This window comes from Rummeliibacillus sp. TYF005 (genome assembly GCF_003844195.1).
Taxonomy (GTDB): Bacteria; Bacillota; Bacilli; order Bacillales_A; family Planococcaceae; genus Rummeliibacillus.
In genome coordinates this window covers 1-463 of sequence record NZ_ML122654.1, presented here as the reverse complement: position 1 = coordinate 463, position 463 = coordinate 1, and the positions used below count along the sequence as shown (strand labels likewise).

Below are 463 nucleotides of genomic sequence, written 5' to 3'. Positions count from 1 at the left end.
TGAGAGAGCGAATACAATTTGTTTTGGAGCGGATAAACTGCCTCAGGAAGCGGATTACTTATCGGAACTAAATACCTGAAATTAATATATATGGTTTACTAACTTCATTTGATCTAGCTAACTGTAGAATTATCCAAGTATTTTCCACCAATAAGGCATATAGCCACTCAAATTTAAACACATTATATTTTAGAAACATCAAACACTTCACCTGGTGATTTACTAATGAGAATATCAGGAATGCTTGGATTATTCTTTCTTTTTCAATTTATACTTTTGAATTTTTGTTAACTCAGGGTCGAAGGAAATATTCTGATATTTAAACTTTAAGTGAATCAATTTCATAAATCGATTTTTTTCAGAGTTTAGACTACTCCTTTATGTCGATTTTCATTTTTTAATTATGCAGCTGTGTTTTGTTCATTTAATTTCGCATTCAAACGATCGACTGCTAATTTACAGG

The 463-nt window shown here is 30.5% G+C and carries 1 pseudogene; it reads right to left on the bottom strand.

The window, feature by feature from the left end:
* Positions 1 to 182 precede the first annotated feature (182 nt).
* A pseudogene (locus CW357_RS18990) lies at positions 183 to 342 on the bottom strand (DUF4274 domain-containing protein); the annotation flags it as partial.
* Between the last annotated feature and the right edge of the window lie 121 nt (positions 343 to 463).